The organism is Flagellimonas lutimaris (genome assembly GCF_003581615.1).
Taxonomy (GTDB): Bacteria; Bacteroidota; Bacteroidia; order Flavobacteriales; family Flavobacteriaceae; genus Flagellimonas; species Flagellimonas lutimaris.
In genome coordinates this window covers 212,407-226,315 of record NZ_QXFH01000072.1, presented here as the reverse complement: position 1 = coordinate 226,315, position 13,909 = coordinate 212,407, and the positions used below count along the sequence as shown (strand labels likewise).

Sequence of the window (13,909 nt, the reverse complement as noted above, 5' to 3'; positions counted from 1 at the left end):
ACAAAACTTTCAATGACAAATTGATTTTTTTTTTAAAAGATTTGTTCACATATTTGTCGCATCCAATAAGCATCTTATAACCCTTTAGATGTTTACTCTTAAATATTAAAGCTAACCATTAAAACAAGGAAAAACTTCTATGAGTGCTACTGCTAATTCCGTATGGAACAACTGTTTGGCTTTTATCCAAGATAACATCCAACCGCAGGCATTCAAAACCTGGTTTGAACCTATCAAACCTATAAAACTAACTGATAAGGCACTCAGTATACAAGTACCCAGCAAGTTTTTCTACGAATGGCTCGAAGAACATTATGTAAAGCTTTTAAAAGTTGCCATGACACGTGAGTTGGGTAGCAATGCAAAGCTTATCTACGTTATAAAAATGGAAAACAAGTACGGAAACAAGGAACCTTTTACGGAACAAATTCCAAGTTCCAACCGTACTGCTGTTGGACCTCAGGAATTGGATGTGCCGATTACCTCCAAAAGTCCCGAACTAAAAAATCCATTTGTGATTCCTGGTATTCGAAACATAAAAATCGAATCCCAGTTAAATCCAAACTATAACTTTGACAATTTCTTGGAAGGAGATTCCAACCGATTGGCAAGGTCGGCAGGTATGGCCGTAGCCAACAAACCAGGAGGAACATCCTTTAACCCTTTATTGGTTTTTGGTGGAGTTGGTTTAGGAAAAACACACTTGGCCCATGCCATTGGAGTTGAAATTAAAGACAAGTATCCGGAAAAAACAGTTCTCTATATTTCTGCGGAAAAATTTACCCAACAATATATTGAGTCGGTTAAAAAGAATACCCGAAACGATTTTATCCATTTTTACCAATTGATAGATGTACTTATTATTGACGATGTACAATTCCTATCGGGTAAATCTGGAACACAAGATGTATTCTTCCATATATTCAACCACTTGCACCAAAACGGCAAGCAAGTAATTTTGACATCGGACAAGGCTCCTGTGGATATGCAAGACATTGAACAACGTCTGCTATCCCGTTTTAAATGGGGGCTATCGGCCGAATTGCAAAATCCAGATTATGAGACTCGTGTATCCATCTTAAAGAATAAGTTGTACCGCGACGGGGTTGAGATGCCAGAAGATATCATAGATCACGTAGCCAAAAATATTAAAACCAACATTCGTGAATTGGAAGGCGCCATCATTTCATTGATAGCACAATCCTCTTTCAATAAACGCGAAGTTACTTTGGAGTTGGCCCAACAAGTGGTGGAAAAGTTTGTAAAAAATACCAAGCGAGAAGTATCCATCGATTACATTCAAAAAGTGGTTTCCGACTACTTCGAGATGGATGTGGCCACGCTTCAATCCAAAACAAGAAAACGCCATATTGTACAAGCAAGACAATTGGCCATGTTCTTTGCAAAAAAATTCACCAAGGCGTCCCTTGCAAGTATTGGGTCTCAAATTGGCAAGCGTGATCATGCTACCGTGCTTCATGCCTGTAAAACTGTGGATAACCTTGCTGAAACAGACAAGCAATTTAGAAAATACATTGAGGATTTGAGCAAGAAGTTCTCCTAACACTTCACAAAAGCATTTATGAAAACCAAAGTTTTGATGGTCTGCTTGGGTAACATTTGCAGATCACCATTGGCCGAAGGCATTTTGCAATCCAAGGTTAATTCCGATGCTGTTTTTGTGGATTCCGCTGGTACAGCTGGATACCATATTGGCAATCCGCCCGACAAACGCTCTATTTCGGTAGCCCGTAAATATGGCCTAAGCATTGAAAATCAAAAGTGCAGAAAGTTTTCAAAGGAAGATTTTTCCGAGTCTGATCATATTTATGTAATGGACCGTAGTAATTTTTCTGATATCGCGAGTCTTGCGGAAACCAAAGAGGAAGCTAGCAAAGTTAAATTGTTGTTGAGTGAGGTTGAATTGGGCATCCGAGAAGTACCTGATCCCTATTACGGTGGTAATGATGGTTTTGAAAATGTGTATCAAATGATTGATAGTGCTTGTGGGGCAATTGCGAAAAAGCTAAATTAAGGCCATGGAAGAGGAAAAACCTGGTTTAGTCGTAGGCAAAATATACCTGATTCCCACAACTTTGGGAGACAATGCTCCTTTGGAGGTGCTGCCTATTTCGGTTAAGGGAACCATAGAGCGAATCGACCATTACATTGTAGAAAATGAGAAGACGGCCAGACGCTTTATTAAACGAGTGAGTCCCAGCAAATCTCAGCCAGAGCTCCATTTACAGTCCTTGAACAAATATACCAACCTAGAAGAAATACCTTCTTTTTTAGACCCTTGCATTCATGGATTTGATATTGGTGTGTTGTCTGAGGCAGGCTGCCCAGGAATTGCGGACCCCGGAGCAGATGTTGTTCGTGTGGCCCATGAAAAAAGAATTCAAGTGGTTCCATTAGTAGGTCCCTCCTCTATTTTGATGGCCATGATGAGCAGTGGCATGAATGGTCAGAATTTTGCTTTCAATGGCTACTTGCCCATAGACAATTCCGAACGAAAAAAAATGATAAAAGCTCTGGAGCGATTATCCCGCGACAAAGGGCAATCCCAGATTTTTATGGAAACACCATATCGGAATAACAAGTTGGTAAAAGAGCTTTTAAAAACACTACAAAAGTCGACCCGCTTATGTATCGCTTGCGATATTACCTTACCCACCGAGTTTATCTCAACCAAAAGTGTTCACGAGTGGGGCGAAATTGAAATAGATTTGGACAAAAGACCCACAATATATATTATTCACGCACAAAAAAAGCCCCAATTCTAGGGGCTTTTTTTACAATCTCCTACCAATTATACTTTGGCATTTTTCTTCTGTTCGATGTTGGAAATATCGTATCCCGAAAATTTACTCATATAATATGAGATACTACTTCCATAAGCGTCCGTTACATCGTTTTGTCCATACGATCGTAGATACTTCTTTACGTTTCCAGCCCCAGCTAAATGAGCCGCAGCAAGAATACCGGATTCCGTTACCTTAATACCACCAATAGTTTTTCCGTTGAAGCGTTTTATATCTCTCCTTAAAATCCATTTATTACGGGCAATATTGGCTTCAAAAGCCTTTTCCTGAAGTTCTGGATTTTCCAAAAAATCATCCATGTCGTAAACTCCCATAAGGTGCAAGGTACTACTACCAAACTGGTATTTACCCAAATAACCCAATGTGTTTACTCTATGATATTTACCCTGGGACTCTTTAAAAGCGAGTGCTTCCTTAAAGCCATTAAAGGCTTTACCCAGAAAAGGAGGTGTTACCTCGTCCTCGTCAAGAAGTGCGATGGAATCTTGCGGTACAAAGAATTCCAAATTGGTTGTTACCTTCAATGATTCAGGAATTTCAACATCCCCATTTTTCATTACGGTATAAGAACCAAAACTTGTCAAAACTACAATCATGGCAAGATGCAGTATAAAACCTATCCATCTTTTCATAATGTTCATATTTGTGATCTCAATACATATACGTATCAAAAATCAAATTGGCCGGCAAATATAGGTGGAGATAAGTTAATGGGTACCCTAAAGCTCTTAAAGATTTCTTAAATGAGCCTTAAAATCCGTTAAAGTGATGAAAATCAACGACAAAGAACCTTATCGAAGGACTTTTTGTTGGTTTAACCAACGGGTATATTGCACTTTATTTCGGTTATGTTGCGCTAAAGACTTCGCAAAAATGTGATATCCAAAGTTGGAAACATCAGCTACGAAATATAAATAATCGTGTTTTTCTGGGTTCAAAACCGCATCAATGGATGAGATATCCGGCATCGTAATCGGACCTGGAGGAACACCTGTATATTTATAGGTGTTGTATGGGGAATCCATTTCCAAATCCCGGAAGAGGACTCTTTTAATAATTGTATCGTAATTTCCTGTTTCCTTTTTGATGGCATAAATCACGGTAGGGTCGGCTTGTAGCAACATACCCCTCCTAATTCTATTAAGATAGACTCCAGCTACTCTTGGACGCTCATCTACTTTGGCTGTTTCTTTTTGAACAACTGCCGCCAAGGAAATGACTTCGTTTGGACTAAGACCCAGGTTTTCGGCTTTTTGGATGCGTTCATCGTTCCAGAAACGGTCGTATTCCGTCCGCATCCTATCTCTAAAGCTCTCCGCATCGGTATTCCAAAAGAACTCATAGGTGTTGGGAATGTACATGGCCAACTTAGTGTCATCATCAAACTTGGTTTCTTCCAAAAAGCTAGGATCATTAAAGGTTTGAAGCAAGGATAGACTATCGGCCTCAATCTGCTCGGCAATTCTACCGGCCAGCAAGGCCAAAGATTCTTGATTGTTAAATGAGACCTGAACGGGAATATTGGCACTGCGTAGCGTATTGATAATCTCGTTGTTGTTCATCCCCTTTTTTAAGGCGTATTTTCCGGCTTTAATATTAGCAATGTATCCTTTGCGTTTGGCAACCGCCTCAAAAGTGGATAGATTTTTCAATAGCGGCTCCAAAGAAGTTGTAACATCAGAAAAGGTAGCATCCGATTCTATGTATACGAATGCTTCATCATTATTGAACTGTGTATTGGGGCTGAAAATGGCACTATAAATTTGATAGGCAATAAAACCGCAAATCACTAGCCCAAGAATGGCCGTTGCCCAAAGTATTTTTTTAAGATTCATTTGAGTTGATCTTTTGAAACATTATTTCGTTCTTGAACCCTTGACTGGTTCTTATCCATTCTTTTTTGACACCAATTTCCTCAAAACCCATTTTTTGGAACAAATGGATACTCGCTTCATTATCTTCTAAAATATTGGCGTATAACTGATGCAGGTCCAAGGTGGAAAAAGCATAATCACATAAAAGTGACAAAGCTTCTGCTCCGACGCCTTTGTTTCTATCCCCAGGTTCAACAATCACGACTCCGATGCCCGCCCTGCGGTGTTTGGGATCAAAATCGAACAAATCTATCAAACCTATACAATTATGCTGATGATCACTGATACAAAGCCGCAACTGTTTTACATCATATATATCCCTATGGGCATTATCCAAATACAACCGTAATACTTTTTTAGAGTAGGGTTTCAACGTACCACTTATTTCCCAAACCGATGTGTCATTTTCCAATTTGTACAGAAAATCCAAATCGGTGGGTTCCAAGGCACGCAGATAAACTTTTTCTCCTTTTAGATTGAGCATTCTATTGTTCCTTTAAATACTTGTATAGCTGGGCCTTTTAAAAAGATATTGCTGTATTTTCCATCTTTTTTCTCAAAAGAAATGGTCAAATCACCCCCGATAGTATGGATATGTACTTCGTTGGCTGATGTTTTACCGGATTCGTGCATGGCCAAAGCCACCGCGGTAACACCTGTACCACAAGAGAAAGTCTCTCCTTCCACTCCCCTTTCGTAGGTTCTTACATCGAAAGCATTGTCCTTTGTCTGTTCTACAAAATTGATATTGCTTCCAGACTCACCATAAATTCCGTAGCGGAGTTTCTTTCCTTCTTTTTGTACATCAAACTTTTCCAGTTCCTTTACCAACTGAACATGATGTGGCGAACCCGTATCCAAAAAGCTATGGTTCTGCTTTTCGTGGATTTTGTCCACATCAATCATCTTTAAATTAACGATATTCTCTTCAACCGTGGCATAATGCAAACCATCAACCGCATTAAATATGGTCTCTTTTTCCACAACACCCAAATAATGGGCAAAAGCGACCAAACAACGACCTCCATTACCACACATACTGCTTTCAGCTCCGTCAGCGTTGTAGTATACCATCTTGAAATCCGACATATTGTCATTTTCAAGAAGTATCAATCCATCCGCACCTATGCCAAATCTTCTATCGCAGAGTTCTGCAACAAGCTTGGTATTATTTTTGGGAAATATATCCTGACGATTGTCAATAATTACAAAATCGTTTCCCGTTCCTTGATATTTAAAAAACTGTAGTTCCATAATTATCTACAAAGGAACAAATATATGGGAATCTTTAAGGTTTTTTTTGGAGTTAAAACAGCGTTAAACCCACCTGATCAAAAATTGAAATATTTTAATTTTGGTATAGCTTATTGTTAAATAATTATTGAATTATGAAGAAAATAGCCAATTTATTTATAGTAGCCTTGTTTGCTGGAGCCATTACTCTAGGTTCCTATAAACTATTTTTTGAAAAAGAAAACAATAAATGGGTCACTTCAGAACAAGAAACACCCTTTATAACCACTAGTAATTTGGACACTTCGGCCAGAGGTGCCGGAATCAATGAAGTTGATTTCACGCTTGCAGCTGAAAAAACGGTGAATTCTGTGGTGCACGTAAAAAATATGACCATCAGCAAAGGAGGTCCATCCAGCATAGCTGAATTCTTTTATGGTTATGAACGCCAACAAACCCCGCAGGTGGGAACTGGATCTGGAGTTATTATTTCCCCTGACGGATATATTGTGACCAACAATCACGTAATAGCCAATTCAAGTCAATTGGAAGTAACCCTAAATAATAACAAAACGTATGAAGCGGAGGTTATTGGCACCGATGCCGATACCGACATTGCGCTATTAAAGATCGATGCTGACGATGCCCTGCCCTACTTGGCTTTCGGTGATTCCGATAATACAAAAATTGGTGAATGGGTACTCGCCGTTGGGAATCCGTTCAACCTAACTTCTACCGTAACCGCAGGTATTGTGAGTGCCAAAGCAAGATCACTTTCTCCAAGAAGAACACAATCCTTTATACAAACAGATGCCGCTGTAAACCCCGGTAACAGTGGTGGTGCTTTGGTGAATACGAATGGTGACCTTATCGGTATCAATACTGCCATTACTTCGCAAACTGGTTCGTATGTAGGTTACGCCTTTGCAGTGCCCAGCAATATTGCCAAAAAAGTAGTGGAAGATATTATGGAGTTTGGCAACGTTCAAAAAGGACTTTTAGGTATTTCTGCGGCCAACACCAAATCCCAAGCCGCTATTGAAATGGGCTTGGACCAGCTCGAAGGGGTATACATTGCTGGTGTAGAAGAAGAGTCCGGTGCTGACGATGCTGGTTTGATGGAAGGCGATGTAATCAAAAAAATAGATAACATCGATATTCAAAAATTCTCCGAACTAACAGGCTATCTTTCCGCAAAAAGACCAGGTGATGTTGTGGAGTTAACCTTGGATCGAGATGGAAAAAGCTTGGTGAAAAATGTAACCTTGAAAAAACAAAACAGTGTTATTCTTCCTGCAACATCTTTTAGGGTAAAAAACTTAACGAAAGAAGATATTAAGAAGTTTGGAGTTTCCAAAGGGGTTAAAATCACTGATGTTCCCCAAGGATATGGAAGGTATGACTTAAAAAATAAAGTTATTATTGAAGTTGATGGGAATGAAATTGGTAATATCAATGATGCCAAAAAATATTTTGCTGAAATCTCTAGATATGGTAGAACCAGCTTCACCATGATCAATGAAAATGGTGAAAAAGAACATATGATACTTCAGTAAGGTGCTGAAAAAACACTTAAAAAGCGTCTGTTATAAGACGCTTTTTTTATTGCCAATAAGTTTTACGAAAACGTTTGAAATATATAATTTAGCCGCAAAAATAAACTATACAATCGCAACCATAGCCCATGAGTGACATTTCATCTTACGAAAAAGAGCTTGCCTTTCAGGCAGACAGACGAAAAGCAACCACAGAATTCATAAAAATCATTAGTGACCTTTGGTACGACAAAGCCATTGAAGTTGTCTTGTTCAAAAACCAAATAATCGATAAAAATGTAAGCGATATCATTAACCTGCACGAGTACGCAGGAGAATTTGTACAAAAACCCATGTCCATTTTTGATTCTGTTGAGATTTTAAGGGCCATTAACGATATCAACCTCCCTCCCGCCAAGCTGGACATAGGCAAATTGACCTACGAATATAATTCCAGTCAGAACTCCCACCTTAATGTAAAAGCTTTTGTTATCGACAAGCTAAAGGATGCCCAATCATCCAAACCCATAAAACCAAAAGATGTAGTGCTTTACGGTTTTGGCCGTATTGGTCGTTTGGTAGCCCGTGAACTTATGGCAAAAACAGGTCGTGGCAGTCAGCTACGATTGCGGGCAATTGTAATCCGTGGTGAATTGAACCGGGAAGTCCTCGAAAAAAGAGCTGCACTCCTGAAAACCGATTCCGTACACGGGCCTTTTACAGGAACTGTAGATGTTGATGAATCAAAAAATGCGCTTGTAATCAATGGAACCACTGTAAAGTTTGTCAGTGCAAACCAACCGGAGGATATCGATTATACCAAACACGGTATTCAGAACGCCTTGATCATTGATAACACTGGAGCTTATAGAGACAATACAGCATTATCCAGACATTTAAAATCCAAAGGAGCGAGCAAGGTATTGCTGACCGCACCCGGTAAAGAAGTGCCAAACATTGTACACGGGGTAAATCACACTGACTTTGACCCAGATAAAACCAATATTTATTCTGCGGCTTCGTGCACTACCAATGCCATTACTCCAATTTTAAAGGTAATCGAAGATTCCTTGGGAATCAAAAAAGGACATTTGGAAACCATACATGCATATACCAATGACCAAAATTTGGTGGACAACATGCACAAAAAGTATCGCCGCGGCCGTGCTGCGGCACTCAATATGGTAATTACCGAAACAGGGGCCGGTTCTGCCGTTGCCAAGGCACTTCCATCTTTAAAGGGTAAATTGACCTCAAATGCGATTCGGGTGCCCGTGCCCAATGGGTCTTTGGCCATCCTTAATTTAGAAGTGAAGAACAAGACATCAAAAGAAAGTATTGACACCATAATTAAGAAATATGCATTGGAAGGTGATTTGGTGGAACAAATCAAATATGCTTTGAGCAATGAACTGGTTTCTTCGGATATTGTAGGGACAACAGCACCATCTATTTATGACAGTAAAGCAACCATAGTTGCCCCCGGCGGTAAAAATGTAGTGCTTTATATTTGGTATGATAACGAGTATGGGTATTCCCATCAAGTTATCCGTTTGGCGAAATATATCGCAAAAGTTAGGCGTTATACGTATTATTAGAGGATGGCAATTTGTTCAAAGACCCCATTTCTTTTTTTGAAATTGGGTATATTGATGTAATTTCGTCCCGCCCTTAATCTAAATTTAATACGAGAACATTATTGAACATGAAGCATTTACGCATTTTATTCGCCTTAGCCTTACTTATCCCAACCTTCTTAATCCATGCTCAAGAAGATGAGTCCGCCAATGAGGAGGACAATACCCTAAGGGGGCAATTTGAAGAATTGGAGAGAAAGTCGGGGAACTATCGTGCCAATGGTATCCGTTATGAGGTAATCAAGTTATCGGATTTGTATGAAACCAAAAACAACATCTTTGATTCCCTTGATACGGCCAATAAAAATATCAAAGACCTTACTTCGACCATTTCTGCCAATAATGCCGAAATAGAAGATCTTAATAACAAGTTACAGGAAACCACCAATAACCTGAACGCTGTTACAGAAGAAAAGGACAGTATTTCGTTTTTTGGAGCATTGATCAGTAAAGGGACGTACAATTTTATCTTGTGGTCCATCATATTTGGGTTATTGTTGTTATTACTATTCTTTATATACCGATTTAGAAACAGTAATTTCTTGACGCAACAAGCTAAATCTGCACTTGCTGATTTAGAGGAAGAATATCAAAACCACAGGCGACGTGCTTTGGAGCGCGAGCAGAAGATTAGTCGCCAACTTCAGGACGAGTTGAACAAACAGAAAAAATAAGAATCAAGGCTTCCTTTTAGGAAGCCTTTTTTTATGTCTTAGTTATTGATAGCTTTCATTACTTTTGCTGCGAATTAATTTCAAGCAACAATGTCCATGCGGATTGACATTATTACGGTACTTCCCGAACTTTTAAAAAGTCCTTTTGAAGCCTCGATTTTAAAAAGAGCTATAGAGAAAGGGTTGGTCGAGGTACATCTTCACAATTTGAGGGATTATTCCATAGGAAACTACAAACAAGTGGATGATTATCAATTTGGAGGTGGTGCCGGCATGGTTATGATGGTAGAGCCCATTGATAAATGCATCTCCCAACTCAAATCGGAACGGGAGTACGACGAAGTAATCTACATGACCCCAGATGGCAACACACTGAATCAGGGAATGGCCAATGAGATTTCCATGAAAAAGAATATCATTGTGTTATGTGGCCATTATAAGGGTGTGGACCAACGAGTAAGGGATATGTTCATTACTCGTGAGATTTCCATCGGTGATTATGTATTGTCAGGCGGCGAATTGGCAGCAGCCATTTTGTGTGATGCCGTAATTCGTTTGTTGCCGGGAGTCTTAAATGATGAGACCTCCGCCCTGACCGATACGTTTCAGGATAATTTATTGGCTCCGCCCGTGTATACCCGTCCTTCAGAATACAAGGGAATGGAAGTGCCCAAAATCTTGCTGAGCGGCAACTTTCCGGAAATTGAAAAATGGCGGGAACAAAAAGCTTTGGAGCGAACTAAGCAGAGAAGACCAGATCTTCTTGAAGAATAAAGCGAAACAAAATTCAAAAACGTAAAAAACCACTTGCTATTTCTAAATATTGCATTACTTTTGCAATCTCAAAATCAACCTCTGACGAAATCCGTGAAAGTTGGTCTTGAAAAAACATTAAAAAAAACACAAATGGAATCCTTAATAAAATTTGTTGAAGACGAATTTGTTCCAAAAAAAGAATTTCCAAAATTTTCAGCTGGTGATACCATCACTGTTTATTACGAAATTAAGGAAGGTGAAAAAACACGTACCCAGTTCTTTAAAGGTGTAGTGATACAGCGTAGAGGTAGCGGTGCAACAGAAACTTTTACCATTCGCAAGATGTCAGGTACTGTAGGTGTGGAAAGAATTTTCCCAGTAAACATGCCAGCTTTGCAAAGAGTTGAAGTAAACAAAAAAGGTAAAGTACGTAGATCTAGAATCTTCTACTTTAGAGGTCTTACCGGTAAAAAGGCCCGTATTAAAGAAGTTAAGGGATAATTAATATTCCATACAACGAGAAAAAGCACCTAATATGGGTGCTTTTTTTATGAACAATTGTTAATAACCTCGGTTCATATCATGTTGATTCTTAATGCCTTAAAAAGTTGTAAAACTTAGTTTTTCAGTCTACTTTTGTAAAAGATATGATAGTGATACCATCACGGTTATATCGATTTAAAGTTGACGTTCTTTAAAACTGTGGATTCCCTTTTAATTGGTAACACTACTGATCACAAAAGGAATTTCAATTTGGGAGGAGCTTAGGCAAGACCTAAAGAGAAATAATAAATTTTATGTGCGAATGAAAGAGCAATTTTTCATTTTGATAAAGTTTAGGAATACAACAGTACACTTTGCATAATGTAGTTTAGTTGAAAAATTAAGAACATAGCAGAGCAAACGTCGAAGGGACATGAGGCGCAATCGAATAGGTTGCAGTTTTGGTAAAACAGAGCAAGTCTTAAGTCCTATCTGAAAGCCATATCCTTCGTTAAATCGAGGATATGGCTTTTGTTTTTTAACAAATTCTCATTAAAAGCCTACACTTTTAGCAACTTCCATTCGTCCTTCACCGTCCATAAATCGTATATTTGCTACCGCTCAAACAAATACATATAAATGGCTAAACTTTATTATACCAAAACAGATGAGGCTCCTGCCTTAGCAACCTTATCCTTCTTACCCATTGTTAAATCATTTACCGAAACCGCCAATATTACCGTAGAGACCAAGGACATTTCTTTGGCCGGTAGAATTGCAGCCGTGTTTCCGGAATTATTGACCAAAGAGCAGCAAGTTCCGGACGACCTGTCCATTTTAGGCGAATTGGCAAAAACTCCCGAGGCTAACATTATAAAACTTCCAAATATCAGTGCTTCCATTCCACAGTTAAAAGAAGCCATTGAGGAATTACAAAAAAAAGGATATAACCTTCCCGATTACCCGGATGAGCCAAAAACAGATGAAGAAAAAGTCATTAAGGCCAAATACGACAAAATAAAAGGAAGTGCCGTAAACCCAGTACTCCGAGAAGGAAATTCCGACAGACGTGCTCCAAAAGCCGTTAAAAATTACGCTAAAGCACACCCACATACCATGGGCGAATGGTCTTCGGACTCCAAAACCCATGTGGCCACCATGTCACACGGAGACTTCAAGGCCAACGAACAATCTATTACCATGCCCAATGCGGAGGAGATTCGAATTGAGTTGGTAGGCGCAGATGGAAGTACAACCGTGTTAAAAGATAAACTCTCTCTTTTAAAAGGAGAGGTAATCGATGCTACGGTGATGAGCAAAAAAGCTTTGGTTGATTTCTTGACCAAGGAAATCGCCGATGCCAGAGAGAACAACATATTGCTTTCATTGCACTTTAAGGCTACCATGATGAAGGTTTCCGACCCTATCATTTTTGGGCATGCATTGGAAGTTTATTTCTCAGAATTGTTTAAAAACTACGGAGATACTTTTGAAAAGTTGGGAATCAACCCAAACAATGGTCTCGAAACATTATTGGACAAAATCGGGGAACTACCCGAAGATCAACATAAAGAAATTGTAGGAGCCATAAAGGCAAGTATCGAAAATGGACCCGATTTGGCCATGGTAAACTCCGACAAGGGAATTACCAACCTTCATGTGCCCAGTGACGTAATTATCGATGCTTCCATGCCTGCCATGATCAGAAATTCTGGTAAAATGTGGGACAAGAATGGAGAGCTTCAAGATACCAAGGCCATTATTCCTGACAGTAGTTATGCCGGAGTATATCAGGCGACCATTGATTTTTGTAAAGAAAACGGGGCTTTTGATCCAAAAACCATGGGAACAGTTCCCAATGTAGGTTTGATGGCACAAAAGGCCGAAGAATATGGTTCTCATGACAAAACATTCGAAATTGAGAAAGCAGGAACAGTAAAAGTAGTCAATGCTTCAGGTGAAACTTTAATCGAGCACGCTGTAGAAGAAGGCGATATCTGGAGAATGTGCCAAGTAAAGGATGCTCCCGTTCAGGATTGGGTAAAATTGGCCGTATCACGTGCCAGGGCTACAGGTACCCCTGCTGTTTTCTGGTTGGACGAAGAAAGAGCGCATGATGCTGAATTGATCAAAAAAGTAAATCTTTATCTAAAAGATCACAATACCGACGGATTGGATATTAGAATCCTTTCTCCTACGGAAGCTACAAAGTTCACTTTAAAGCGAATGAAGGAAGGAAAAGATACCATTTCCGTATCGGGTAACGTATTAAGAGACTACTTGACCGACCTCTTCCCTATTCTGGAAGTCGGTACCAGTGCCAAAATGCTATCCATTGTTCCATTGATGAACGGTGGAGGGTTGTTCGAGACTGGTGCTGGAGGTTCTGCTCCAAAACACGTTGAGCAATTTTTGGAAGAAGGTCACTTAAGATGGGATTCCCTTGGTGAATTCTTGGCATTGGCAGTTTCCTTGGAATTCTTCGGAGAAAAGAATAAAAACGCGAAAGCCCAAGTGCTTGCCGATGCGTTGGACAAAGCAACCGAAGAGTTCTTGAATCAGGATAGGTCCCCATCTAGAAAAGTTAACGAACTAGATACAAGAGGCAGTCACTTCTACTTATCGCTTTACTGGGCGGAGCAATTGGCTAAACAAGAAAAGGATGAAGAGTTGAAATCAATTTTTAGTAAAGTGCACAAAGAACTTTCCTCAAACGAAGAGAAAATTGCACAAGAACTAATTGACGCCCAGGGTTCACCTGTTGATATTGGGGGTTACTATCTTCCAAATCCAGAGATGGCTTCCAAAGCCATGCGACCCAGTGAAACTTTGAATAACATTTTGAGTTCCATTGGATAATCAATAACAAACATAAATAACTTAATAAAAGGC

13 protein-coding genes are annotated in these 13,909 nt (G+C 39.5%); 9 read left to right on the top strand and 4 right to left on the bottom strand.

Translation table 11 applies throughout. The features are described from left to right. Positions 1 to 139: 139 nt before the first annotated feature. Genes dnaA through D2V08_RS10830 form a run of 3 tightly spaced genes read left to right on the top strand, consistent with a single transcriptional unit; the run spans position 140 to position 2,786 of the window. Positions 140 to 1,564, top strand: coding sequence for a chromosomal replication initiator protein DnaA (dnaA, locus tag D2V08_RS10840; RefSeq protein WP_100818540.1), 1,425 nt, complete (start codon positions 140 to 142; stop codon positions 1,562 to 1,564). An 18-nt stretch (positions 1,565 to 1,582) separates the two neighbouring features. Continuing rightward, positions 1,583 to 2,035: a low molecular weight protein-tyrosine-phosphatase gene (locus D2V08_RS10835; protein WP_119608176.1), complete on the top strand. Its 453-nt coding sequence runs from the start codon at positions 1,583 to 1,585 to the stop codon at positions 2,033 to 2,035. Positions 2,036 to 2,039: 4 nt separating this feature from the next. Then, positions 2,040 to 2,786 carry an SAM-dependent methyltransferase gene (locus D2V08_RS10830; RefSeq protein WP_119608175.1) on the top strand — a complete coding sequence of 249 codons (747 nt, stop codon included), beginning with the start codon at positions 2,040 to 2,042 and terminating at the stop codon, positions 2,784 to 2,786. A 26-nt stretch (positions 2,787 to 2,812) separates the two neighbouring features. Here D2V08_RS10830 and D2V08_RS10825 read toward each other — a convergent pair whose 3' ends face one another. The 4 genes from D2V08_RS10825 to dapF all read right to left on the bottom strand — a co-directional run bounded on the left by D2V08_RS10825 (position 2,813) and on the right by dapF (position 5,953). Further along, positions 2,813 to 3,457 carry a hypothetical protein gene (locus D2V08_RS10825; RefSeq protein ID WP_119608381.1) on the bottom strand — a complete coding sequence of 215 codons (645 nt, stop codon included), beginning with the start codon at positions 3,455 to 3,457 and terminating at the stop codon, positions 2,813 to 2,815. A gap of 159 nt (positions 3,458 to 3,616) precedes the next feature. Further along, positions 3,617 to 4,660 (bottom strand): endolytic transglycosylase MltG, encoded by a 1,044-nt coding sequence (mltG, locus tag D2V08_RS10820; RefSeq protein ID WP_119608174.1) that lies wholly within the window; start codon positions 4,658 to 4,660, stop codon positions 3,617 to 3,619. After that, complete coding sequence (locus D2V08_RS10815; protein ID WP_119608173.1) at positions 4,650 to 5,183, bottom strand: GNAT family N-acetyltransferase; 534 nt, start codon at positions 5,181 to 5,183, stop codon at positions 4,650 to 4,652. The genes mltG and D2V08_RS10815 overlap by 11 nt, the downstream gene beginning before the upstream one ends. After that, complete coding sequence (gene dapF / locus D2V08_RS10810) at positions 5,171 to 5,953, bottom strand: diaminopimelate epimerase (RefSeq protein WP_119608172.1); 783 nt, start codon at positions 5,951 to 5,953, stop codon at positions 5,171 to 5,173. The genes D2V08_RS10815 and dapF overlap by 13 nt, the downstream gene beginning before the upstream one ends. Positions 5,954 to 6,087: 134 nt before the next feature. Here dapF and D2V08_RS10805 point away from each other — a divergent pair, with 134 nt between their 5' ends. The 6 genes from D2V08_RS10805 (at position 6,088) to D2V08_RS10780 (ending at position 13,876) form a co-directional block, all read left to right on the top strand. Continuing rightward, positions 6,088 to 7,488 carry a S1C family serine protease gene (locus tag D2V08_RS10805; RefSeq protein WP_119608171.1) on the top strand — a complete coding sequence of 467 codons (1,401 nt, stop codon included), beginning with the start codon at positions 6,088 to 6,090 and terminating at the stop codon, positions 7,486 to 7,488. Positions 7,489 to 7,616: 128 nt separating this feature from the next. Further along, positions 7,617 to 9,065: a glyceraldehyde-3-phosphate dehydrogenase gene (locus tag D2V08_RS10800; RefSeq protein ID WP_119608170.1), complete on the top strand. Its 1,449-nt coding sequence runs from the start codon at positions 7,617 to 7,619 to the stop codon at positions 9,063 to 9,065. 107 nt (positions 9,066 to 9,172) lie between these two features. Next, positions 9,173 to 9,778 carry a tRNA (guanine-N1)-methyltransferase gene (locus D2V08_RS10795; RefSeq protein ID WP_119608169.1) on the top strand — a complete coding sequence of 202 codons (606 nt, stop codon included), beginning with the start codon at positions 9,173 to 9,175 and terminating at the stop codon, positions 9,776 to 9,778. 96 nt (positions 9,779 to 9,874) lie between these two features. After that, a complete protein-coding gene (gene trmD / locus D2V08_RS10790; RefSeq protein ID WP_119608380.1) occupies positions 9,875 to 10,552 on the top strand; it encodes a tRNA (guanosine(37)-N1)-methyltransferase TrmD in 678 nt (225 codons plus the stop codon). Positions 10,553 to 10,684: 132 nt separating this feature from the next. Then, the gene (rplS, locus tag D2V08_RS10785) at positions 10,685 to 11,035 is read left to right on the top strand and encodes a 50S ribosomal protein L19 (RefSeq protein ID WP_014031354.1); all 351 of its coding nucleotides are present in this window, start codon (positions 10,685 to 10,687) and stop codon (positions 11,033 to 11,035) included. 621 nt (positions 11,036 to 11,656) lie between these two features. Further along, complete coding sequence (locus tag D2V08_RS10780; protein ID WP_119608168.1) at positions 11,657 to 13,876, top strand: NADP-dependent isocitrate dehydrogenase; 2,220 nt, start codon at positions 11,657 to 11,659, stop codon at positions 13,874 to 13,876. Positions 13,877 to 13,909: the final 33 nt, after the last annotated feature.